We start from the raw sequence: 24,176 nt of genomic DNA on the forward strand, positions 1-24,176 counted from the left end.
TCACTTTCATTATCACTAATAAATAAAATGGACACGATTATGGGATGCTGTGACGTACCTGGTTTAATGACTATTGAAACTGCGTTAGATAATATTATGACTCAAGTTTCACCGTTAGCAATAATCACCACGGTAGCATTAACTGATGCTATGGGTATGGTGCTTGCTGAAGATATTCTTTCCCCTATTAATGTACCGCCTTTTGCTAACTCAGCAATGGATGGCTATGCTCTTCGCGCTGCTGATCTTGAGCATACCGATACTCTAACCATGATTGGTAAGTCATTTGCAGGCATTCCTTTTACTGGAACATGTGAAGCAGGCCAATGTGTTCGTATTATGACAGGCGCTGAAATTCCAGCAGGAACTGATGTTGTTATCATGCAAGAAGAAACACATGTTGATGGCAATAGCATTCAATTTAACGTCAAGCCTAAAGCAAACGACAACATTCGCCCTATTGGTGATGATGTCCATTACGGTGAAACAGTATTAGTAAAAGGTACACGTCTAACGGCACGTGAAATGCCATTACTCGCATCATTAGGTATTGCTTCTTTTGCTGTATATCGTCGTCCTAAAGTGGCTTTTTTCTCAACCGGTGATGAATTACGCCCTGTAGGTGAAACACTTGCAGCGGGTCAAATTTACGATAGCAACCGTTATGGTATGAAAGCGTTATTAGATAAATTCGGTTGTGATGTATTAGATCTTGGTATTATTCCTGATTGCCCAGAGAAACTACGTCAAGCCTTTATAACTGCATCAACAGACGCTGATGTTGTGGTTACATCCGGTGGCGTTAGCGTCGGTGAAGCAGATTACACCAAAGATATTTTAGACCAAGAAGGCAAAATTGGTTTCTGGAAAATTGCCATGAAACCGGGCAAACCATTTGCATTTGGTACAATTAACAATGCATGGTTCTGTGGTCTTCCTGGTAATCCAGTATCTGCAATGCTGACCTTATATCAATTAGTACAACCAATGCTGGCAAAACTGGCGGGTCATAGCCAATACCAACCCCCTGTTCGTTTACAAGCTAAAGCAACCTCAATGTTTAAAAAACGCCCAGGACGAACTGACTTCCAACGTGGTATTTATAGCATTAATAGCGATGGTCAATTTGAAGTTGCAACAACAGGCAACCAAGGCTCAGGCGCATTTAGTTCAATGCACCATGCCAATTGCTTTGTGGTACTAGAACAAGATCGTGGCCGTGTTGAAGCAGGCGAACTTGTAACCATTGAAATGTTTAACCACACCATGTACTAATTAATGATTAATGTATTAGCCGCTCAGTAATAAATAAAGGGCTAATACATTAGCAGCTGAATCTAACCTCAAATAACGTGTACTCGAATCACCAGCTAATAACGGTAATTTCACTTATGACAACACAACAACACACTCATGCTGAATTATCAGATCAAGAAATGCTGCGCTATAATCGCCAAATTATTCTGCGCCAATTTGATTTTGAAGGCCAAGAAGCATTAAAAGCCGCTTCAATGTTAATCTTAGGTGCAGGCGGTTTAGGTTGTGCATCATCACAATACCTTGCAGCAGCTGGCGTGGGTAAAATTACCTTGATTGATGATGATAAAGTTGAAGTTTCTAACTTACAGCGCCAAGTTTTGCATACTGATGCGACTGTCGGCATGCTCAAAGTTGAATCGGCCAAACAAGCATTAACAGCAATAAACCCTTATTTAACCGTTGAGACTATCGCTAAACGATTAACCGATGAAGAGTTACTACCACTTATTAAACAGCACAACTTAGTGTTGGATTGCTGTGATAACGTTGATACCCGTAACCAGCTAAATCGCTTATGCTTTGAGACTAAAACACCATTAGTTTCTGGTGCGGCTATTCGAATGGAAGGCCAAATAAGTGTTTATAGTTATCGTGATGGAGAGCCTTGCTACCAATGCTTAAGTGCCCTTTTTGGTCAACAAACATTAACCTGTGTTGAGGCTGGCATTATGTCACCTGTTGTCGGTATTGTTGGCGCAGTACAAGCCATGGAAGCAATAAAAGTAGCCACCAATGTTGGCACGCCATTAACGGGTAAAATCTTGATGCTCGATGCTATGAGCATGAGTTGGCGCGAGATGAAACTAATGCAACAGCCAAGCTGTCCTGTATGTGGCTAATAGAGTAATGAATTAATTATTATGAAACGTATTACCCTGTTTACTCAAAAAAATTGCGCGCATTGTAAAGATGCTCAGCAATATATGAAAACAAAAGGTTATCCATTTCGTTTAGTCGATGTGGCAAGCCCACAAGGTAGAAAAGAATTAAGTCGAACGGGCGCTCGCTCTGTCCCTGTTATAAAAATTGGGGATAGTGTGCTTATGGGCTGGAATATGACCAAATTCGAAAAACTATTGCACGACAACGATTAATATAGCCACAAAAAATGCATAAAAAAACCGACATTTTTACTATTTCTAGTTGAATGTCGGTTTTTTTTATCTTCACTAAACGCGAAATTAGTGGTGATTAATCGTTATCATTCAGACGAATACCGTCTTTTTCAATCACAATTAAACCTTTTTTGTACAAGCCACCAATCGTCTTTTTAAACGTTGCTTTACTGGTACGGAATACACGGAAAATATCTTCAGGGCTAGATTTATCACTAACAGGAATAAAGCCACCTTTGATCTCTAAAGATGTTAAGATCTTATCCGCTAAATCGTCAACTTTACCTAAACCTACTTTTTGTAGAGATAGGTTAATTTTGCCATCTGGACGAATTTCTTGAATGTATGCTTTTAGTTGCTTACCAATAAACAGTTTGCCAAAAGCTTCTGTTTTAAAGAATAAACCCCAGTGCTCACCATTAATAACCGCTTTGTAACCAAGTTCTGTCGTTTCAGCAATGATCACTTGTACTTCTTGGCCCACTTTATAATTAGCAGGTGTAAGATCAAGGAAACGGTTAAACTTAGTTGAACCAACGATACGACCAGATGCACGATCCGTGTAAACACGAACCATGATTTCTTCGCCTTCTTCTAAGCGACGACGTTGCTCACTAAACGGAATTAGCAAGTCTTTACGTAAACCCCAATCAGCGAATGCACCGATAGTCGTTGCACCAACAATACGTAATTTAGCAAAACCACCCACTTCAACCAATGGTTCATCCGTGGTTGCAATCACTTCATCTTCAGAGTCAAAGTAAATAAAAACTTTAAGCTTGTCGCCGAGCTTAGTACCTGCTGGCACAGTGTTCTTTGGTAACAAGATATTACCGAAATCATCACCACCATTAAGGAACACACCAAAATCTACCAATTTGATAACTTCTAGAGTGTTGTATTGTCCAATTTTAATCATGTATCAGGTACTCTCTTTATAGGCAACAACACGCTTACAGTGCAGTTGGTTCAATATCTTTATCAAGCAATTTTTAGCCGCAATAATTAATTAACTATCACTGACTAGGCAATACGTTATAATGAACGGGTTGCGCTTATGATGTCGGCATTATACGTGATGTTGCGACCCTTCGCCCAACCTATCTGCAATTATTTGATGTTTTTTCATTCTATTAGCCTCAATAATTGTGATTTATAAATAATAGACAAAAAAATATTCTCATATAATCTCAATGATAACCTATTTATGCCATTTAGCATTCGCCTCGGAGGGCTAACTAAAAGTGATTACTGTCGATAAAAAAGATGGGCATAAACTCAAAATATCTCATGTGATTCAAGAAACAACTAATCGACAGCTTGATATGTACATATTTATCCCAGGAGAGCTGGGGTTAAATGCCAATATCATCTCTGAAGAAGAGTTTTATCATAATGCCATTCATGGCAAACGTACTTATTTCAGTGATATAAACCACCTGCCTTTAGTGCATAGTCGCCTTGCTAGTCGAGGAAAATTATCTATTGAGCAGTACCGTTTAAGTTTGAGCCTTTACGCCTACCAATATGCGTTAGCCTTGGAAAAAACAACGCAGCAATTATTAGGTGATAGCAATGAATCTAAACAAGAAGAGATCGAAGAAGCAGCACAGCTAGCCGTTCGTATTCTAAAGCGATTACGTCGTAACATTCCAACCGATAAAAAACTACTTAAATATTATGAGAATATTGATAACTATTTATCTTGGTTTACAGAACAACGACTGCTACAACTCATCGCCCATTTACCCCGAGGGACTGAGTATAATGAAATTAAGCCACAGCTATTAGAAATCTGTCAAAGAGAAGCCCAACACCGTACCGATAACAATTATAACTCCGTCAGAGCAATGCAAGACCCAACGCGAATGTCGAATAAAATGCGATTATTGCGTCGATTAATTGAATACCCTGTCACCATGAGTGAAAAGACAATCGAATTAGGTAAAAATACCCGTAAAATTGTCACAGGGGCAGCGGCCGGCATTGTCATGATTTTCGTGACCTTAATACTGATAAAAGCACGCGGTATGTTGGGTGATATTACTGCCTCATTCATTGTTGTACTGTCATTTATTTATGCGGCACGTGAAGTCTTTAAAGATGACTTAAAAACCATGCTCTGGCGATGGATGAGAAAAGGTAAAGCTCGTTGGAGAAAGCAATTTTTTGATGCCAATACGGGTAATGTTATTGGACAACAGCTTGAATGGTTAGAATTTATTAGTTACGACAGTTTACCCGAAGTTATTCGAAAAACACGTAAGCATAATGTGTCTCACCGTGAAGAAACCATTTTGCATTATAAAAGTACCACCAGAATGTCACCCACTAAATTTTTAAGTGGTTATGAACAAACTCGAGAGTCAATTATTCTTGACCTACGTGCGATTGCAACATTAATGGAAAAAGGCTCACAACGTCTCTATCAACTCAAAGACGGTCAAGTCACCAAAGAGTCGGTAGAAAAAAGACATTTAATTAACTTGATCACCAAAGAAACAGATGAAGATAAAACTGTACGAATTCAACGGTGGAAAATCATCATGAGTCGTTCAAAAATTGTTGATATTGAAGTTATTATTACACCAGAGCCTAAAAAATCGAAGCCTAAACAAGCTATCAACGTCAGTAACTCATAATTTATAACCCGTACAAATGAGAATACCCTCATCTCGAGGGCATTCTCATTAATAACCATAACTACTTATCATTAATTAGAGCGTACACACTCGGGTAATTCAGCGCCTTTTTTTGTTAATCCAAATTGCCACACATTGAGATCACGACAACGAAATGCGCCCGCACATGACAATAAATAGTAACGCCACATACGATAGAATTTTTCACCATAATGTTCTGAAATTTCAGGCCAATTCTGCTCAAATTTTTCGTTCCATGCGACTAATGTTTTATCGTAATCAGGGCCGATATTTTGCACATCTTCAATATTAAAATAATCTTCCGCAGCCGAGCCAATCTGCGTCATTGATGGCACCACACCATTTGGGAAGATATATTTATTTATCCATGCGTCTGTTTCTGTTTTAGAGTTGGGGCTACCAATGGTATGTAATAAAAATATTCCATCATCAGCCAGATAGCGGTAAGCGGCTTTAAAATAATCAGAATAATTATCAGGGCCGACATGTTCCATCATACCAATAGAAACCACACGATCATAAGGTTGTTCCGGTGTATGTAGACGATAATCTTGTACAATAAATTTGACAGGAAGGTTTAAATCATCAGCACGTTGTTGACCCAGTGCCGATTGCTCTTTTGACAGCGTTAAACCATCGCAAATAACCCCATAATGTTCTGCTGCATAATTCATAAAACTGCCCCAACCACACCCAATATCCAGTAAGCGCATACCTGGTTTAAGCCCCATTTTACGGCACACTAAATCAAGTTTGGCCTCTTGAGCACTATCAAGATCGGTTGCATCTTTCCAATACCCACAGGTATATGTCATTCGTTTATCAAGCATTGATGCGAATAAATCATTACCTAAGTCATAATGGAAAGGTACATCCTTAGTAACTCGATCAATACTTTGATGATTAAAAAGGTGTTTTACTTTTGATGCGCCAATTTTTAAACCAACAGCCAGTTTAGTCGATAAATCTAGCTTTTCATCAATACGGGCATGTAATACACGATTGATCATTTCATCAATCGCATTACAACTCCACCAGCCATCCATATAGCTTTCACCAAAACCTAATGAACCATCAGTTAATACACGATCATATAACCGTTCATCATGAACGTGAAGATCCCAAGGGCGAGAGCCATTAATAATTACATCAGCATGAGATAATAGATTTTGGAAAAACTTTTCATTTGTCATCACTAATATTCCTTATATAACGATTTATATGACAAATTGCCTTTAAATAAGGTCGACAACAAGTTCAATTGTTGAAAAATAAGATTTAACAATTTTTCCCATACATTATTTAAATCTAAAGTTACAAAAAATATAAACGGAAAAATCCAACAAAATAGTTTTTATATATATTTCAGCCTTATTTATAATATGTTCCTAATGAACATCGCATGAATAATTAATAGATTTATACTTGTTTATTATTTTATTAAATTAACGGTTAATTTTATAAAAAAGAAATTGATTCCACAATGTAACTAATACCCCTACTTTTCATCCCTTGTTTATTTATCATAACTCGATAAGCTTAAATAACGCCCTTCTTTAGCTATAGGTATGCCCATGAAAACATTATCGACACTGACATTTACTAATAGCTATTGTGATCTTCCTGACAGTCTTGGAACACGGGTTACACCACAGCCTTTAGATAGCCCTTTTCTAGTGCATTTTAATCCACTTGTCGCAGAAAAACTTGAGCTTACTTCCATTACAGCACTTGACCCAAGCTTTGTTGATATCTTTAGCGGTAACGCAACATTGGTAGGATTATCACCTTTAGCAATGAAATATTGTGGACATCAATTTGGTCAATATAATCCCGATCTTGGGGACGGTCGTGGACTACTGCTTGGTGACATTATTACAAGTAACGGTAGAAAATGGGATTTACATTTAAAAGGTTCGGGCAAAACACCTTACTCTAGAACGGGTGATGGACGCGCGGTTTTACGCTCATCAATTCGTGAATACCTTGCCAGTGCGGCGATGGAAGGCCTTGGCATTGCAACAACACATGCATTAGCAATTATAGGTAGTGAAACACCTGTTGCACGAGAAAAAATAGAAACAGCCGCCACACTTATTCGCGTTGCTGAAAGTCATCTCCGTTTTGGGCATTTTGAATACCTGTTTTATAGCGGCCAACATGCAGAACTGCAACAATTAGCCGATTATGTGATTGAACATCATTTTGCTGAGTTAACCACAACAGACTCCCCTTACGCCGAGATGTTTAAACAGATCTGTCATCGCACCGCAATAATGATCGCAGCTTGGCAAGCAGTAGGATTTGCACATGGCGTTATGAACACTGATAATATGTCGATACTCGGACTAACATTTGATTATGGTCCATTTGGTTTTCTTGACGATTATGACCCTCATTATATTTGTAATCATTCAGATTATTCTGGCCGTTATGCTTTTGATCAACAACCCTCAATCGCTTTATGGAACTTATCAGCTTTAGGTTACGCCCTAACGCCACTCTTAGATAAAACAGAGATAGATCATGGTTTAGAGCATTACCAACACCAGCTGCAACAACAATATAGCCATAACATGCGCCAAAAATTAGGATTAACACTAACGAACGATGTCGATAGCGCCTTATTTTCAGATCTGTTGCAATTGTTACAGCAGCATCATGTTGACTACAGTTTATTCTTTCGAACATTGTCATATATTACGGTGACAGACTTACCTCACAGCTGTTCTTTATTCAGTGAATTATTCCCATGTACTTCAGATCTTAAAAAATGGTTAGATCGTTATCAGCAACGATTATTACTTGAACCTAACGATAACCAACGTTTAGCCGTGATGCAGCAACATAACCCTAAATATATTCTACGTAATTACCTTGCTCAACAAGCCATTGAAAAAGCACAACAAGGTGACTATCAACTCATAGATCAATTAATGACGGTATTAGCCCGCCCCTTTGATGAGCATAAAAACGCAGAAATATTAGCTCAACTACCGCCACATTGGGGTAAGCATCTTGAGATAAGTTGTTCATCATAAAAGACCAACATTGATCATTTGAGATAATAAATATTTAAAATTAATTGATTAAACGCCTTAATATATTGATGCTAAGGCGTTTAATTTATAAAACTTACGCTATACGCATTAACCCTTGCGCAAGATCATCAAGCAGATCATCACAATCTTCTAATCCAATATGAACCCGTATCAATGTACCTTCAAAATCAACCTTACCCGCAGGACGAATACGATTAAGCTCTTCCGGCTGATTAGCTAAAATAAGAGATTCATAACCGCCCCATGAATACGCCATACTGAAGTGTTTAAAATTATCCAAGAAATCCGCAATCTGCTGACTATCAAGACGTTTTTTTAATACAAAAGAAAATAAACCACAGCTACCATTGAAATCACGTAGGAAAAATTCGTGACCTTTACAACTAGGTAACGCGGGATGGTTAACCCGTTCAACTTGAGGATGTTGCGCTAACCATTCTGCAATTTTAATACTGCTCTCGTGGTGTTGCTTTAAACGTACTCCCATTGTGCGTAAACCGCGAGCCGCAATATAAGCAGTATCAGCATCCACCATTTGCCCCATTAAATATGAGCGTTCTTGCAATTGATTCCAACAACGATTATTTGCAACCGCAGTACCTAACATTGCATCAGAATGACCCACTATATATTTAGTGCCAGCTTGAACAGAGATGTCTACATCATGATCGAGTGCTTTAAATAACACCCCAGCAGCCCATGTATTATCAACAATGATCACCGCTTCAGGGTTAATCGCCCTAACCGCTTTAACAATAGCCGGAATATCTTGCACTTCCATGGTGATTGAACTTGGTGATTCTAAAAACACCACTTTAGTATTGGGTTGCACTTTGTCCGCAATACTAGCGCCAATGAGAGGATCATAATAAGTCGTGTCAACATTAAGCCCTTTCAATACCACATTACAGAAATCTTGAGTTGGTTCATAAGCCGCGCCAGTCATTAACAGGTGATCGCCCGCTTTCACAAATGCTAAAATTGAATTTGCTACCGCCGCCGCACCACAAGGATAAAGATAACATCCAGCACCACCTTCAATTTCAACCATCGCTTGTTGTAATGAGAAATGGGTTAATGTGCCTCGACGACCATAAAACAATTCACCATTAGCACGATTGATCGTGGCTTGCTTTTTATCTGCGACAGAATCAAATACTAATGAAGATGCTCGTTGAATAACACTATTTACAGCCCCTAAACCAAATTTCTTTGATCGCCCAGCTGTGATTAGTTGAGTATTTATTTTATGACTAGACATGTTACTCCCTCAATGTGCCGTCAGTATGTTATTGAATCTTCATTGTATAACACGAATAAGCATATCTAACTAGAAACGAAAAGTTATTAATTACTACTATTCGACCATCACAAGCTAACGCTAATAATGTATATTATTTACATTCTAGATTTAGGTAACAGACCAATGAAAAAAATATATCTCGTAATACTGACCATAGCACTATTTTCTAGTCATGCTTTTGCCGACAGTAATATCTGGTTAAATAGCAATAACAAAAGTATTACACCCAATGCCATAATAAAAAATCATCAAATTTGGTTACCAACCAATCAAACCCAGACACCTAATTTTGTTATTTTTGACCAAATGGATCAGAATAAAATCACCCAAGCATTAACAAATAATCAGGGGGTTATTGTTATTAAAAACAATCAAATATGGGTTAATGAAATAAGCACTCAACCTCCATTTGCAATCTTGCGTAGTGGTAATCAAATTTGGTTACAGGATAACCATGGCACCGTTGCTAATGCCATCATTAAACCCAATGGTACGTTATGGTTATCAACCAATAATAGTACAATTGCCAGTGCTTATATTGAAGGAAATAACCAACATCAAGATGGCTTTATTATCGCAGCATTACTGTTATCCCAACAATTACAATGATGACAAGATAATAACCCATTGATTATTAATCACTATTATTTCAACTTATCATTGCAACAATTAGGCTAGTGTAATTGATCGTTTTTCCTTAAAATATGCCATCGCAACATGTAACCACTCAAAGAGTACAACAATGATTAATAATGAACTAAGCGTTATCGATAGCCTTGAAGAACTAGAAGCCTTTTTACTTTCAGTTGAAAACGGTGGCCTTGGCTTACAAAGTGTCGAAGGTATCGGTATGGCAACTAACAACACTGATGGTCGTCACTTTGTTGCTGTTTTTAATAACCAACAACAGCTTATTTACGGACGCTGGGTGAGCGATGCTGTCTTTGAAAACGGCAAAGAATTAGTCAGCAAAGGCCCTCGCCGTACTCATTAATTAATACAATTATCTCTCCATTATATAGAAAACGCCTCATTAATAATGATAGGCGTTTTTTTCATCAATAAAAAAAACCGATAAACAATGGTTTGCTATTTTATAAGTTAATGATCTACTATCAGAGTTAAATATATAGATACATTTACCTTATAAATATCGTTATCCATTTTAATATTAACCACCTTATTTATAATCCTACGGCAAGATAACGCCAACAACATAACTGACTAAAATTTTGAAGGACATTATCAATGCCATTATCTTCTTACAAACCATTATTACCTTTGGTGATTATGGGTAGTGCTCTCATCATTAGTGTTAACGTTAATGCTCAAGGTCTGCAATGCAATAACCCAGCCTCTGCAATAGAAAAAACGATCTGCGCTTCCTCGGCATTAACCAAAATGAATAACCGACTTGAGCAAGCGTATGCGCAATTAAAAAAAACACAGTCCCCTGTTGATCAAGTAGTAACAACAAATACGCAAAATCAGTGGCATGAACATATAAAAAAGCAATGCAACCAACAAAAATATATGCAAGGTTGTATTCAACTTAATATTCAACGTCAATTGTATGATATTAAGCATAATGCAACAGCGTTAGTCACTGTCAGTAAAAAATGGCAACGTTTAGATAGCACATTACGAAAATATGCAAACAACGTAAAAAATAACACTCAGCAATGCTCAGGTATTACCCGTCGTCCCCCTAAAAATGTGACTCAATTAATTCCAAGTCAATACGTTTACGCTAAATCTTTAGTTAATGCCCAATGCAATACAGTAGTACGAACGTTTGTAGGATGTAGCTCTCTTAAAAACAACCGTTGTAATAACTGGCAACTCAAACTCGTAGCTTCTGATGCAAACAATCAACATCCTTATATTATTGGTACATTAGCCTCTACCAGTCGAACCGGTAATAGCAGTGCTATTTTTGTACCTTATAAATTTAGCCCTAATGGTAAAAATGTCATTTTAAAAGCTATGATGCAACCTGCTGGTGGTGGTAATATAAATTATGGTTATGATGTGATTATTCATAATGATAAACAACAGCTTTCTGCAACGACACAACATTACTTAGCCCCATATAATGCCCATTTTTATGCCAACAATAGTCGCATTGCTTATTTAGAAAATTCCCCCTTATTACCTAACTATCCACAACCCGGTGGCGGTTCTAATAACGGGAAATTAGTCATTAAAAATGTAAACACAGATGAAGTGTTAATGACGAAAGAACACACTGATACCAGTTATGCGATTAAAAATATCAATACTGCAAGTCATACCATGACAATCACCACAACCCGACATAGTTTTGGTAGTCAGTGCCCAAGAACTGAAGATTCTCTTAGTTGTAGCACTCGCACTACAACCCAAGAAAAAATAACATTACCTTAGTTTTTATTACATCTATTAATAATAAATAACCGCAGATCTAAATCAGAAATGCGGTTAGTTTCAATATCACTGATATATCTCTTGCTCTTCATACTAACAACCAAGGTAAGTACAAACTTATCATAAACCAAGTTATTATCATTACTCGCAATTATCACATACTGAGAATTGAAAAATATATTTATAAAAAAATATAAAAAGTTTAAATAAATATTTAATTAATATGATAACTCATTCAAAAAATCAAATAATTAATGCTGAATTATTAATTACAAAAATATTCCAAATAGGCATTTATCCGTTTGAATGTTACTTTTATTCTATGTCCTATTTTTAATACAAAAGCATATTTTATCTATTATTTTATTTAAAAAAAGTAGAACCATATTGTAGAATACACCAATGTTCTGCTAACTAATCAATTTCAAATGAATATAATAATACTTAGGCTTAGATATTCATTAAAGCTATCGCAAAACGATATGGCCTTTGCCCTAGGTATATCAAGAAGTACTTTAGTTAGAATAGAACGAGGTGAGATATTACCTAAAGCAGATATCATTAAAAAATTATCTATTTTATCAGGAAAGGAAATTAGTTATTTTTATCACTCTGAAGATAAACATATAAAGAAAATACAAAACATCATCACTGAGCACAACGTTAGTAATGATATTTTATCTTTATTAATCAAACAAATAGAAGAAGAAGATATAATTAGCGGTAAATTATGATAGAAAAACATTATGACAAAAGCTTAGTTTCCGTAAAAATAATGCGAAACTTTATACAACAAAAAATATTAAATGATGATTTATCAGATATAGAACAACTTCTAAATCTATACTATTTAAAAGTTAAAGAATTATCAATAATAATTACTTTAAATAATGGAGATAATCTCTAATTTTTATGCATAACAACATAAAAACAGCTCGAATAGAATCAAAAATATCACAATTAGAAATGTCCGATTTATTGAAAATATCAAGACAATCCTATATTGATATTGAAAATGGAACACGAATACCACGTTCTGATGTGCTATTTAACATTTCTTTGATAACTAAAAAAAATATTACTTTTTTCTATAATGACTATTACTCAAGCAAATTAGATAACCTTACTTTTTTATTCCAAGGGAAAACAGAAATAGAAAAAAATCATTATATTAAACTGCTAGAGTTATTAATAGAAAAACACCTAAATAATCATTTGTCTTAATGGTCGAATATGAACAGTATTGCAATCAAAAAAACACAAATAACTGATGCGATTTCAACAGGAAAAATACAACCTTTTGTTCAACCAATAGTCAATATAAACAAAAAGTTAGTCGGATATGAGGTTCTTGCTCGATGGATTGTCTCTGAACATAAGATCCGATTACCTTTACATTTTATCCCCATAATAAAAGATGACCAACAGCTCTCTGAACGTTTAACAATAAGTTTATTACAACAATTAATTAAACATTTCACATTATATAAAAATAATAATTTATTCGTATCGATTAATATATACAGTCATAGTTTAACGAGCTCGGTTATCCATTTATTGACTCAATTAAACATATTTGTAAATGTTGTTATTGAAATATTAGAAAATGATGATATAAGTAATATTAATAATTTTAAAATAATATTACATTATTTGAAAATTAAAGGTATAAAAATAGCACTTGATGACTTTGGTTGTGGTAATAATATTAATGATCGATTATTTGACTACCCTTTCGATTACGTAAAAATAGATAAATTATTTGTTCAAGACATCGATCATGATTTAGAAAAACTAAAATCATTACAATCAATGATAAAGCTAATACATTACTTTAATCTACCTATCATCGCTGAAGGTGTAGAAAACGAACGTGTTTTTAGAAAATTGACAACATTAGATATAGAAATGTATCAAGGATATCTATTCTCTAAACCTGTCGCCTTAAAAGATAAACTATACCAACCCTCTTTCTAATAAGTGATAATTTCGAAAACAGATAACATTTCATCAATTACGGTGCTTTAATTTACTTAAACATAATCATTAACGATAAAGCACCACAAACCTTATGTAAAATGTAGCACATAAAAAAATCCCTCAATAGCATACTCTGACATCTTTATATTGCTCCACTTTAATAACAACCACCGATATCAATTATTGATTATGCATAATGTATAAATAAAACTTTTATCTATCACAATAAAAACTGAGAATTGTAGTTTATTTGCTCAACTTGGTTTATAAATCGATTCCAGTGATGGCAATGTCATTTATTTTTTCAATAACCTTAAGTAAGTCTTAAGTTACACAATCGATAATAGCGACATTCCTTTGCTGATAAAGAGTAAACAATGCGCAATATTTTCCACTTAAAAATGACGAGTTTCATTGTCTGGCTATCCCTTTATTTTGCCTTATTATTTAATTTTCCAACGTTAGCGAAAATATTTTCGCTTAGTCATAACGTCGCTAATCCAATTTTCCCCTATACTGCACCCATTGTTTTAATCGCTGCTTTTATTATTATTTTTAGTTGTTTATGTTGGCCTTATATCTTCAAAACCATCATGATTTTCTTAACGATAACATCATCAATGGCTTTGTTTGCTGAAGTGAATTACCACACTTTATTTGATAATGCCATTATTGAAAGTATCTTCCAAACACGCTCAGATGAAGCATGGTCGTATGTTAATTTACACTCTATAACCTATATCGTTGTATTTGGTTTACTACCCAGTATTTGGATCGCTTGTGTAAAAATAACCAAGCGTAAAACCTTTTTAAAAGAAATCATTGCTCGAATTATTCTTATTGGCATAGCAATGACAGCATTGCTTATTATCGCACTCACTAACTATAAAAGTTATGCCGCAGTGGGTCGTAATAACCATTATTTAAATAGAATGATCATTCCAGGCCATGTTTACGCTGGTGGAAAATACTTATACAAAGAGTTTATTTACAAGCCTCTACCCTACAAAAAACAAGGCTTAGATGCAAAACTACTGCCAACTGAAAATCATAAACCAACGTTATTTGTTATGGTATTAGGTGAAACTGCACGTACTTATGACTACGCTTACAACGGCTATAAACGAGATACTAACCCTTACACTAAAAACGAAGGCATTATTTCATTTAAAAATGTTGAATCTTGCGGCACTTATACAGCACTATCTGTTCCTTGCATGTTCTCTAATTTAACTCGCGCTCACTACAATCAAGATCGCGCTTACAGCCAAGATAATGCCGTTGATATTATCCATCGTGCTGGCGCTGAAGTATTATGGATTGATAATGATGGTGGCTCAAAAGGCGTTGCCGCTAGAGTACCGTATGTAACAACTGACACGTCACAACACAATCAATACTGTGATGGAACAAGTTGTTACGATGGCGTAATGCTAAAGAAAGCTGCTGATTTTATTAATAAAGATGATAAGAACAAATTATTAGTCTTACACTTAATTGGTAGCCATGGTCCAACGTATTTCCAACGTTATCCAAAACAGTTTGATCAATTCAAACCGTCTTGTAACCGTAGTGATATTGAAAACTGTACTGACCAAGAAATTAAAAACGTTTATGACAATACTATTCTCTACACCGACTATGTCGATGAGCAAGTGATTAAGTTATTGAAGAAAAACGAAGGGAAATACAATGTAGCAATGCTATATATGTCAGACCATGGTGAATCTCTGGGTGAAAATGGTTTTTATCTACATGGCGCACCTTTTCCAATCGCACCGAAAGAACAAAAACATGTGCCATGGTTACTGTGGATACCAACCCAATATGCTCAACAAAAAGGCATTAACCTGAGTTGCCTAAGAAGCAAAGAAGACATTGGCCACTTATCACACGATAATTTGTTCCATAGTTTATTAGGGCTTTATGGCGTTAAGTCTAAGGTGATCAATCCTGCACTTGATATTAGCACAAGCTGTCGAGTTCCATCTTAAACGACTAAGATAACATTATAATTTAATGTATACTTATACATATTGTATAAGTATACATTTTCAATTTGAGTTTATAATGAAGTTATTAATCATCGAAGATTCCTCTGCATTACGCCGTAGTTTAGTGGTTGGGTTCAATAATTTAGGCATAACAACGGATGAGGCAAGTAACGGTACGGATGGACTCAGCTTAGCGCTTAATAACCCTTACGATATTATTATTTTAGATCTTATGCTGCCGGGCATAAATGGTATGGAAATACTCAAACAATTAAGACAATCAGCAATTCAAACACGAATTCTTATTTTATCAGCCAACAGCCAACATCAAGATCGCATTAATGGATTGCTCCAAGGTGCAGACGACTATCTTACCAAGCCGTTTTCGTTTGATGAACTACACGCTAGAGTCATTGCTATTGCCCGTCGTGGTATTATTAATAATTTCACTAACACCATCAATATTAATGGTTTTATTTTAGATTCAAACACCATGAGTTTGCGTTATAAAATGATCGATATTGAGCTCACACCTAATGAATTCAAAATCATTGAATACCTTTTTAATCATAAAAATCAAGTTCTTAGTGCAACAATGATCAGTGATAATATTGCCAATAATTTTGATTATATGTCCAAAAATACCATTGAAGCGCATATTTCCACTATACGTAAAAAAATAAAATCAAATATGATTAATGCGCCCTTTCCAATTAAAAACAAACGCGGTTTTGGCTATTATATTGAGGGGTAACTAATAATGAAAACACGCTCAATAAAAAGAAATCTCATTAATTCTATTTCAGCTATTTTTGGATTATTTATTATCATTGTGTTTACCTTTGTTGATGTCAGTGTTGATGACTGGGTTCAGCAACAATTCAAAATAGAACTAAAAGAAAAAGTAAATCAAATAAAATCATTAGCTCATGATAATATCATATCAAACACTGATAGTTCAGATAGCCATTATGCTTACCAAATATGGCAAGACAACCAAACAATCAAACGCTCAACATCGCTTCGTCCCTACCCTGAATTAGACTTACTTCACACCAAAATTCCTATTAATTCATATAAATTCGTTGATGTGACAATGCCAAACAACGAACCAGGACAAGCACTATTATCCTCATATATTCACAGAAACAAAGATGGATCAAGTGACTATATGTATATTACAGTCTCAACATCAACCCAAAGCCTTGATCGTATTACGAGCATATTAGATATATTACTTATTGGCAGCTTTTTATTATCAATGATAATAATGCGAATTGTGGCAAAAAAAATCGTACTCCAAGGTTTATCTCCTTTAGAATCATTAAACCAACAAATTAAAAAATTCAACAATAATAACACTTACTCAAATAACGATTTTGCATTTTATGAACAGAAACATTATTCAGAAATAGATTTAATCATCAAAGAATTAAATAATTTTCTGAATATTCACCGCAATAGTATTGAAAATGAAAAGCGGATCACATCTGATATTGCACATGAAATAAAAACCCCGATTGCAGAGCTGATTACGTTAACTGAAGTCCACCAGCGCTTTCCTAATGATGCCAGATTAGCAGAAACATTTACTGATGATATTTTACAGATATCCAATAGAATGCGAGTTATTGTTGAAAATTTATTATTACTTCAGCGAACATCATCAACCATCGAACTCTACAAAGAACCGATTGATATCACCTTATTACTAAATAGCATTCAGCATGAACTTACGTTTAAATATCAAGACATTGCGAATAGAATACAGCTTAAAGCACACTTAGATACAGTGATTACTGCCGATAACTTTAGCCTAAAAACAATCTTAACTAACCTTATTGATAATGCTTTATTTTACAGCCCACCCGCCTCTACCATTCAAATAAATGTGCTTAATAATACACACAATATCATTATCGAAGTGATAAATGTTGCGACGAGCAACTACTCAGAAACTGAAATTAAAAAGTTAATTCAACCTTTATATCAATATGATAGTTCAAGATCAGATGATAACCGCTACGGTTTAGGACTATCGATTATTAATAATATTTGTAAGATTAATCAATACCCATTGTCGATCACACAGACAATAACGGGTGATTTTACGGTTACAGTATCTATTGCTCAATAAAGAGAATAAAACCACACCTTATCAATTAAAAATAAGATGTGGTTTTCTCTATTTAGATCGTCGACAATTCGATATTAGTCGCTTTATATATACGACAAGGCAAGCCATTAATATAAAAGCTACCTATATCTGAATGAGTACCGGTATCTGTAGTCGTTAATACATTATAATTTGATATAAAAGCACCTGATAATTGCTTACTTTTCATTTCAGGAAACCACCAACTCAAATCCGCAATAATGGTATCAATATTTAAATTATCATCAAATTTAACTCGTTGATAAATAATCTTGTCTGGCGCAGTTTCTATTGCCGCAATATCACCCTCTTTTAAGTGCTCCTTTTCCCCTAACGATGAATGAATTTTCACAATAGGAAAAGGATGCCTCGCTCTTAATGATGATATTTGACGTCCATGAGAAAACATATAATGTCGAGATTTAGCCGTAGTGACTCTTAATGGATAGCGATCTGTTACGGATAAATTAGGTCTATATACGGGAATAGGATCCAAGGTTAATTCATGCAATTTTTGGCTATATAATTCAACTTTCCCTGAGGGGGTATCAAAACCTACCGATAAATAAGATAATGTCTGTTGGTTCTCAACAGCTGCAAGAATGCTTGTTTGTGCTTTTAATTGCATTAAATCAATATTAACGGGTGATAACGCTGATTTCCAAAAATCATTGTCATTATAAACAGGCATGATCCCCATTGCGTGACCAATTTCAGTAATAATTTGATGATCAGGCTTTGCATCACCAACCTGTTGTAATGACGCCTGATAATGAATCGATCCGTCTTGTCCTTGAGTCACACCTGCATACTCAAAAAAACTGGCGGCTGGCAATACGATATCCGCCATCATGGCTGTTGGCGTCATAAATAATTCAGATACTACTAAAAAATCAAGTTGTTCAAAAGCCTGCTTAACTTTATTACTGTCAGGCCAACTGGTCATTGGATTAGTACCAACAATCAACCCTGCTTTTATTGAATAAGGCTGACCCGTTAACATCGCATCCATTAATCCCTGACTGGTGGCTCTGAAAGACTCAGGGATCGGTGGTGATCCAACACTGTGCTGCCTGATCGTTGGCGATATTTGATCAACATCTTGTGGATCATAAGGCCACCGACCATTAACTAATGATTTGCCTTGGGGTTTTGATTGTCCGCCTTGAATTTCAATATTACCGGATAACGCCATTAATATTGCAATAGCCCGATTAACTTGAAAACTATCCGGATTATGGTCAAGCGCATTACCTGTTATTATTACCGCAGATTTAGCGTTGATATATTGCTGTGTAATATCAGTGATCATCTCAATGGATAATTGACACTCATTAGCAAGATAAGATAAATCTAATTGATCAATATGACTTTGTAATGCTGAAAAACCATAACAAAAATCAGCAACAAATACGGTGTCATACCACGCTTTATCGATAATAATTTTAATCATTGCCATCGCTAACGCAAGATCAGATCCTGGCACCAGTGGTAACCAATAATTTGCATTTTTAGCATGATGCGTTTGTTGAGGATCAACACAAATCGTTGTAGCACCATGCTCTATTGCATGGTTAATAGCCCGCATTTCAGTAAAACGGGTATTATGCTTATTAACACCCCAAAATATAATACAATCAGTATGTTGATTAATATCAGCGCCAGGATTATAGCCTAGCGTATATTCTTTACCGTATTTTGATGGCGCCCAACAGACTGTTTCCGGGCCATGAATATTAACGCTATTAGCAGCATTGGCTAATTTCAATAACTGAGTATTAATAAAATCTTTTGAGTAGCCGTAACTAAAAAATAAGCTATTGTCACCAAACGTATTTTGAGTGTGATTAAACTTTAAAGCAATTTCATCAAGCGCTTGCTGCCAACTGATCGTTATCCATTGATCTTCACCACGCTTACCTGTGCGCTTTAATGGTTGAGTTAAGCGTTCAGGATGAAGCATAATATCAATAGCATGAAGCCCTTTTTTACATAATGCGCCATGCGTAACGGGATCGCATTTATCGCCTTTTATTGAGTATTGATTATGCTCATTACAATCAACATTAATACGGCAACCAGTACTGCATAATCCACATGTTGTAGTTATAACATTGTTCATTATACATTCTCTGATAAGGTTGGAATTAATACTGTTTTACCAATAGCAACAGACATCAAAGTAATTAAAGGAACAAGCCACACATATACCGCATAAGGCGCATATACAAAGGGACTAACACCTAATGTTGCCGTCATAAATGCCCCTGCCGTTGTCCATGGAATCAACATACCCGAGGTCATTGCGCCTTCATTAAGTAATCGGCTTAACATATGTGGGGATAAACCGCGATCAGCATACACTTCTTTATAAAGTGAACCATTTAAAATCATTGAGATATAAACTTCACTGGTTGCCATATTACCAAGTACACAGGTAAAAAGCGTTGTTGCAACCAAACTAAAAGTAGAGCGAATATGCGGTAAAATACGTTTTAATAATACGCGAAGAAAACCAACATGCTGTAATAATCCACCCATACCTAATGCAATAAAAGCTAAAGAGAAAGTCCACATCATACTTTGGATCCCACCACGAATAAGTAATTTATCGAGAAGAGGATCGCCAGATGGAATTTGATACCCCATATTTAAGGATGAGAATATTTGATTTAATGGTTGGCTCTGAATAATTATCGCAATGATCGCACCACAAAAAATACCACAAAATAAGGCTATCTGTGAGGGTACTTTAAATAAAGTCATTCCCAATGTGATTATTATTGGTAATAAAACAATAGGAGTAATCTGAAAAATATGGCTAATTGTATTTTGTAATTCGACAATATGATTTACGCTCGTTGTCCCCATTCCAATATAGTAATTACCCATAAAGTAATAGATAACTGTCGCGATAATCACTGTCGGTAAGCCAACAATAGAAAGTGATTTAAGATGGTCTTGTACTTGGCTACCAACAGTGGCTGATGCCAATATAGTGACGTCTGAAACAGGTGACAAATTCACCCCAAAAACCCCACCAGAAATGATCATACCGGCGATAACAGGCAAAGGAAATCCTAAGCTTAACCCCATACCAATTAACGCGACGCCAATCGTAGAGGCTGCGCCCCAATTCGTGCCTGTCGCATAAGTGATTGCACAACAAACTAAAAATCCTGCGGGTAAGAAATACGCAGCGGAAACAAAATTAAGACCATAATAAATTAAGGCAGGAATAGTGCCGGATAAAATCCAAACACCAATGATCATACCAATAAGAATAAAAGCAAACATTGCGCCTGTTGCTTCTTTTAAACTATCACCAATAAGATCTATTTGTTTAGTGAGACCATAACCACAACGATAACTAAATAGCATCGTAAGAACAACGGTACAAATTAATAAGATATGCACATCAAGGCCTGCATATAATATTCCAGCCATTAATATAAGAGTAATCATACTTAATAAAAAAGATGATTCTGTGACAGTTGGTAATCGAGGTGTATCTGACAGCATGGTTTAATTCCCATGGTACATGAAAGTGAGCGAATAATTATACAGATTAAATGTATTCTGTATTGGAATATAACATTCATAAACATGCAATATATTTAGATAATCAATCACTTGTAACATCAGAACTACTGTCGATTACATTTGGTGACTTAACGCCGATTGTTCTAAGAGCAATGTAAGTATCATTATCATTGCTCATTAGCGTTGGAATCTTATAGATAATCTACAGATTAGAATAATCACCGTTAGGATCTATTCCGATCATTTGTTGGATCCCTATCGTCATAATTTCCATAAATAACCGCAATCTTTTCGAATAATAATTTGAATAGGGATAAACAAAATAAACAGGTAATGGATCTGCTTGCCAATGCTCTGCCATATGGACAAGTTGGCCGGTCAGTAAATAAGGTTTAACTAACCATGATGATATTGCACCGATGCCAAGCCCACCTTTAATACACTCCAATGCTGAATAAAGATTATCGGTTGATAAAATCGGATCAATCCCTAATACCGATAACTCATTTGATAGCGTATTTTTTAGTATTAACTCATGATTATAAAATGTACTAACCGCGATCCAAGGCCATTGTTGTAATTCAGAAATATTCTTAATATCACCGTGTTTTTTTATTACCTCAGGTGCTGCAACAATAATACGTGGCACATAACCAATCAGTTTCGCCACAACATTTGGATTTGTAATTGCACCAACATGAATAGCACAATCAATATTATCAGCAAGAAAGTCAGGCGATGTATCATTCAAGAGCCAATCAATACGCATTTCAGGATAAATAGTTAAATATTTCATTAACGGTTTGATTAATTGTTGTTGTCCAAAAGCATGTGGCGCTCTTACCCTTAATCGACCTTTAATTAACGTCGTATCACTCCCTACCGTATCTTCTAATATCGACCACTGCTCTAATAACTGCTTAGCATACTGATAGCAAGTGTCTCCCTCATCGGTTAATTTTAATTGATGTGTCGTGCGAAGCATTAACTTGCATTTAAACATCTGTTCTAACGATTGTAACCGTCGACTGACCGTAGGCTGAGTCGTCTTTAACTGTTTAGCTGCGGCACTTAAACTGCCAGCCTCAACAATTCTTACCCACGTTGTCAGTAACAAAATTCGATCGAGATTTTTAGGATTATGTATATTCATACGCTGAGTGTATAACAATATTACGATAATGCCCTCTACAAAATTGTATCGTGTTCAGGCATATTCCTACTAAAGATTTTTAGTTCTCGGAAACAAAGATGACACTCAATACTAATACACTGAAAAACAATGAAATATTACCGTTTAAACAACTATTGGGCTTATCTGTCGGGGCAGGATTTAGTGTCGCTTCAATTTATTACAGCCAGCCTATTATTGGCTTATTATCACACGCCTTTCAGCTAAAAATCAGTGAAGTAGGACTGGTTCCAACGTTAACGCAAATCGGTTATGCGCTAGGTATTTTTTTCCTAGTTCCTCTTGGTGACATGATCAATCGAAAAAAACTGATCATTACTAAATTAGCATTGCTTTGTGGCGCACTTGGCTTATGTAGCCTTAGTGCCACTTTTCCAAATTTATTAATAACAAGCTTACTCATTGGCATCTTAGCAACAACAGCACAAGATATCGTGCTCGCAAGCACTGCAATCGCGCCACCTAGTCAAAGAGGAAAATCAGTTGGTATTGTCATGACAGGCTTATTGTCAGGCATACTCTTATCACGCGTCTTTAGCGGTATTATTGGTCAATTTTGGGGATGGGAAGCTATCTTTCAACTAGCCGCCGCCTCTATCATGATGTTAATGGTGTATTTTTGGGTTTCATTACCCACTATGCCGGCTCAAAATACACTTACTTATCAACAGATAATGCGATCATTAAAACCACTATGGCATCAATATCCGCAATTAAGACAATCAGTTATCGCTCAAGGATTACTATCAGTTGCATTTAGCGCATTTTGGACAACCCTCGCGGTATTTTTATTACATAACTACAACTTAGGCAGTGCCACAGCGGGGCTGTTTGGATTAGCCGGAGCCGCGGGGGCTATCGCTGCACCGTTAGCTGGCGGACTAGCCGATCGTTTAGGCGCAAATAAAATACTCTTATTGACGATTAGTATTGTTATAGTGTCGTTTATCGCAATGTTCCTTATTCCATTACTCGCCATACATTTTCAGATCGCGTTTTTAGTTGTGTGTGTCATCTTGTTTGATTTTGGTATTAACGCATCGTTAGTATCACATCAAACGATTGTTTACAGCCTACAGCCTGAAGCCAGAGGACGTCTTAATTCGATCTTGTTTACATTTGTATTTATTGGAATGGCAATAGGATCTGCTTTCGGCGGCTACCTTTACCAACATGTAGGATGGAACGGCATTTTAGTGCTTGCTATCGTAACGCCATTAATCGCATTAATTGTGCGATTAAAACCAAATACCCGCACTCACACGGCTTAAATTTTCATCTCAACGAAGCTGATGAGGTAACACTCATCACTTCATTTTAATAACAGATCGTATATTCTATATGTCCCAGTATGTTGCTCACATACAACACCTAACTATCTGAAATATAAAACAAGACCATTCGCAATATAAAATAGCCATTATTGCCTTTATCTACGGCTAT

General features: G+C 35.8%; 21 protein-coding genes. 15 read left to right on the top strand and 6 right to left on the bottom strand.

The annotated features are described in order from the left end of the window. Positions 1-39: 39 nt before the first annotated feature. From moeA to C9J51_RS08740, 3 genes are all read left to right on the top strand, one after another. Positions 40-1,275, top strand: coding sequence for a molybdopterin molybdotransferase MoeA (gene moeA / locus C9J51_RS08730; protein ID WP_045039590.1), 1,236 nt, complete (start codon positions 40-42; stop codon positions 1,273-1,275). Positions 1,276-1,391: 116 nt separating this feature from the next. Continuing rightward, positions 1,392-2,159: a molybdopterin-synthase adenylyltransferase MoeB gene (gene moeB, locus C9J51_RS08735; protein ID WP_045039591.1), complete on the top strand. Its 768-nt coding sequence runs from the start codon at positions 1,392-1,394 to the stop codon at positions 2,157-2,159. Between the two features lie 21 nt (positions 2,160-2,180). Continuing rightward, positions 2,181-2,414 carry a glutaredoxin family protein gene (locus tag C9J51_RS08740; protein ID WP_045038238.1) on the top strand — a complete coding sequence of 78 codons (234 nt, stop codon included), beginning with the start codon at positions 2,181-2,183 and terminating at the stop codon, positions 2,412-2,414. A gap of 97 nt (positions 2,415-2,511) precedes the next feature. On the opposite strand, the gene C9J51_RS08745 is transcribed toward C9J51_RS08740, so the two are convergent. Beyond that, positions 2,512-3,354, bottom strand: coding sequence for a CvfB family protein (locus C9J51_RS08745; RefSeq protein ID WP_045038237.1), 843 nt, complete (start codon positions 3,352-3,354; stop codon positions 2,512-2,514). Positions 3,355-3,679: 325 nt separating this feature from the next. On the opposite strand from C9J51_RS08745, the gene C9J51_RS08750 reads away from it, so the two are divergent. Beyond that, entirely contained in the window at positions 3,680-5,077 is a 1,398-nt protein-coding gene (locus C9J51_RS08750; RefSeq protein ID WP_045038236.1) for a hypothetical protein, read from the top strand. Positions 5,078-5,148: 71 nt separating this feature from the next. Here the strand turns inward: C9J51_RS08750 and cfa are convergent, their stop codons facing one another. Next, positions 5,149-6,291: a cyclopropane fatty acyl phospholipid synthase gene (cfa, locus tag C9J51_RS08755; protein WP_107237057.1), complete on the bottom strand. Its 1,143-nt coding sequence runs from the start codon at positions 6,289-6,291 to the stop codon at positions 5,149-5,151. Positions 6,292-6,672: 381 nt separating this feature from the next. Between cfa and C9J51_RS08760 the strand changes: the two genes are divergently transcribed. Beyond that, on the top strand, positions 6,673-8,139 hold the full coding sequence (locus C9J51_RS08760; RefSeq protein WP_107274967.1) for a protein adenylyltransferase SelO: 1,467 nt from the start codon (positions 6,673-6,675) through the stop codon (positions 8,137-8,139). 94 nt (positions 8,140-8,233) lie between these two features. Here the strand turns inward: C9J51_RS08760 and metC are convergent, their stop codons facing one another. After that, positions 8,234-9,421: a cystathionine beta-lyase gene (metC, locus tag C9J51_RS08765; RefSeq protein WP_107274968.1), complete on the bottom strand. Its 1,188-nt coding sequence runs from the start codon at positions 9,419-9,421 to the stop codon at positions 8,234-8,236. A 165-nt stretch (positions 9,422-9,586) separates the two neighbouring features. Here metC and C9J51_RS08770 point away from each other — a divergent pair, with 165 nt between their 5' ends. From C9J51_RS08770 to C9J51_RS08810, 9 genes are all read left to right on the top strand, one after another. After that, a complete protein-coding gene (locus C9J51_RS08770) occupies positions 9,587-10,072 on the top strand; it encodes a hypothetical protein (RefSeq protein WP_045038232.1) in 486 nt (161 codons plus the stop codon). A gap of 136 nt (positions 10,073-10,208) precedes the next feature. Next, positions 10,209-10,457, top strand: coding sequence for a hypothetical protein (locus tag C9J51_RS08775; RefSeq protein ID WP_045038259.1), 249 nt, complete (start codon positions 10,209-10,211; stop codon positions 10,455-10,457). A 254-nt stretch (positions 10,458-10,711) separates the two neighbouring features. Further along, positions 10,712-11,869 carry a lysozyme inhibitor LprI family protein gene (locus C9J51_RS08780; protein ID WP_107274969.1) on the top strand — a complete coding sequence of 386 codons (1,158 nt, stop codon included), beginning with the start codon at positions 10,712-10,714 and terminating at the stop codon, positions 11,867-11,869. 428 nt (positions 11,870-12,297) lie between these two features. Further along, positions 12,298-12,603 carry a helix-turn-helix domain-containing protein gene (locus C9J51_RS08785; RefSeq protein ID WP_045038230.1) on the top strand — a complete coding sequence of 102 codons (306 nt, stop codon included), beginning with the start codon at positions 12,298-12,300 and terminating at the stop codon, positions 12,601-12,603. A 178-nt stretch (positions 12,604-12,781) separates the two neighbouring features. After that, positions 12,782-13,093, top strand: coding sequence for a helix-turn-helix transcriptional regulator (locus C9J51_RS19755; RefSeq protein WP_045038229.1), 312 nt, complete (start codon positions 12,782-12,784; stop codon positions 13,091-13,093). Positions 13,094-13,102: 9 nt separating this feature from the next. Next, on the top strand, positions 13,103-13,846 hold the full coding sequence (locus C9J51_RS08795; protein ID WP_107274970.1) for an EAL domain-containing protein: 744 nt from the start codon (positions 13,103-13,105) through the stop codon (positions 13,844-13,846). Positions 13,847-14,226: 380 nt separating this feature from the next. After that, entirely contained in the window at positions 14,227-15,843 is a 1,617-nt protein-coding gene (locus C9J51_RS08800; RefSeq protein ID WP_244907423.1) for a phosphoethanolamine transferase, read from the top strand. A gap of 76 nt (positions 15,844-15,919) precedes the next feature. Beyond that, on the top strand, positions 15,920-16,597 hold the full coding sequence (locus tag C9J51_RS08805) for a response regulator transcription factor (protein ID WP_045039594.1): 678 nt from the start codon (positions 15,920-15,922) through the stop codon (positions 16,595-16,597). A 6-nt stretch (positions 16,598-16,603) separates the two neighbouring features. Further along, the gene (locus C9J51_RS08810) at positions 16,604-17,980 is read left to right on the top strand and encodes a sensor histidine kinase (protein ID WP_045039595.1); all 1,377 of its coding nucleotides are present in this window, start codon (positions 16,604-16,606) and stop codon (positions 17,978-17,980) included. Between the two features lie 52 nt (positions 17,981-18,032). Here C9J51_RS08810 and C9J51_RS08815 read toward each other — a convergent pair whose 3' ends face one another. From C9J51_RS08815 to C9J51_RS08825, 3 genes are all read right to left on the bottom strand, one after another. After that, the gene (locus C9J51_RS08815; RefSeq protein WP_045039596.1) at positions 18,033-20,120 is read right to left on the bottom strand and encodes a molybdopterin-containing oxidoreductase family protein; all 2,088 of its coding nucleotides are present in this window, start codon (positions 20,118-20,120) and stop codon (positions 18,033-18,035) included. Then, the gene (locus C9J51_RS08820; protein ID WP_107274971.1) at positions 20,120-21,520 is read right to left on the bottom strand and encodes a Na+/H+ antiporter NhaC family protein; all 1,401 of its coding nucleotides are present in this window, start codon (positions 21,518-21,520) and stop codon (positions 20,120-20,122) included. Before C9J51_RS08820 ends, C9J51_RS08815 begins: the two co-directional genes overlap by 1 nt. Positions 21,521-21,743: 223 nt before the next feature. After that, positions 21,744-22,694, bottom strand: coding sequence for a LysR family transcriptional regulator (locus C9J51_RS08825; RefSeq protein ID WP_045038579.1), 951 nt, complete (start codon positions 22,692-22,694; stop codon positions 21,744-21,746). 98 nt (positions 22,695-22,792) lie between these two features. Between C9J51_RS08825 and C9J51_RS08830 the strand changes: the two genes are divergently transcribed. Beyond that, positions 22,793-24,004 (top strand): MFS transporter, encoded by a 1,212-nt coding sequence (locus C9J51_RS08830; RefSeq protein WP_107274972.1) that lies wholly within the window; start codon positions 22,793-22,795, stop codon positions 24,002-24,004. Positions 24,005-24,176 lie beyond the last annotated feature (172 nt).

The sequence above is a fragment of the Photobacterium iliopiscarium genome, from assembly GCF_003026395.1.
Taxonomy (GTDB): domain Bacteria; phylum Pseudomonadota; class Gammaproteobacteria; order Enterobacterales; family Vibrionaceae; genus Photobacterium; species Photobacterium iliopiscarium.